The organism is Agromyces binzhouensis, from assembly GCF_004135055.1.
Lineage (GTDB): Bacteria > Actinomycetota > Actinomycetes > Actinomycetales > Microbacteriaceae > Agromyces > Agromyces binzhouensis.
Genome location: NZ_SDPL01000660.1, coordinates 1 through 1,080, shown reverse-complemented (window position 1 = coordinate 1,080; position 1,080 = coordinate 1). Strand labels below are relative to the sequence as shown.

Below are 1,080 nucleotides of genomic sequence, written 5' to 3'. Positions count from 1 at the left end.
GATCGACTCGGCCGCGTCTCCGCCGCGAGCGGCCCGCGCGGTCCTCACCGCCTCGGTGCGCTCGGCATCGGCCGTGCCCGGCGGGTCGTACGCCCACGTCGGCGCGAGCTGCCGCAGCCGCCGGCCCCGGTACTGCCAGAACGCCCACGTCGGGTACCAGTAGAGGGCGTCGAGGGCCCCGGCGCTCGCACGCAGCTGGTCTCGGTAGAGCGTCCGCCCGTCGGGAAGCGGCGAGATCGCCATGCGGTGGTCCCAGTGCCGGAACGCCGAGAGCGGCCCGGTCACGGCGCCGCCCCCGTCGCGGAGCATCCGCACGCCGGGGGGCAGCCCGCCCGGGTACGACACGTCGACGTACTCCTCGCCGCTCGGGGCGATGCCGAACGCGAGCGCGCGCATCCGGTGCGGCCCCTCGGGCCACGTCGCCGGGAAGCCCTCGGCCTCGAGCGACTCGAAGTCGAGCCACGGCGCGACCACCTCGCGCAGCACGGCCGGGCTGCGGATCGCGCGCCACGCGGCATCCGCATCGCAGTCCAGGGTCAGCTTCAGCAGCACCCGCATGGCACGACCATAGGGGCGACGGATGGCGCGTCCAAGTGGCCGCGCCGGATTCACGGGCGTCGCACGGCGACCGCTCGGTGAGGTCGCCGACGGTCCCGGTAGGCTCCCGACCATGGCCGACGCCGCCGACTGGCTGCCCTCCCTCGTCGTGTTCGGCACCGCCGCGCTCGCGTTCGTCGCCGGCGTGATCGGGTTCCGCCGGCTCGGCGCGCGACGCGAGGCGCACGATGCCGCGGCGGCGCGCGAACTCGAGACGTCCGCCAAGGCGCGCCTGGTCGGCGCCGACGAGGCCGTGCGCGACGCGGTGCAGGAGATCCGCTTCGCGGAGGCGCAGTTCGGGCCCGAGGCGGCCCGCGGACTGGGCGAGACGGTCGACCGTGCGCGCGGATGGCTGCGCGAGGCCTTCCTGCTGCAGCAGCGCATCGACGACGCCGGTCGGGCCACGGCGGCGGAGCGCCGCACCTGGAGCTCCCGCATCGCGTCGCTGTGCGACTCCGTCGAGCGCGCGCTCGCCGACGCCGA

Annotated in this window: 1 protein-coding gene and 1 pseudogene; one reads left to right on the top strand and one right to left on the bottom strand. The window is 76.3% G+C overall.

Annotated elements, in window-relative coordinates; all coding sequences use genetic code 11:
- The coding region (locus ESO86_RS17450) for a hypothetical protein (RefSeq protein ID WP_207207220.1) at positions 1 to 558 on the bottom strand (558 nt) is incomplete at its 3' end.
- Between the two features lie 112 nt (positions 559 to 670).
- Here ESO86_RS17450 and ESO86_RS17445 point away from each other — a divergent pair.
- Positions 671 to 1,080, top strand: a pseudogene (locus tag ESO86_RS17445) (TPM domain-containing protein); the annotation flags it as partial.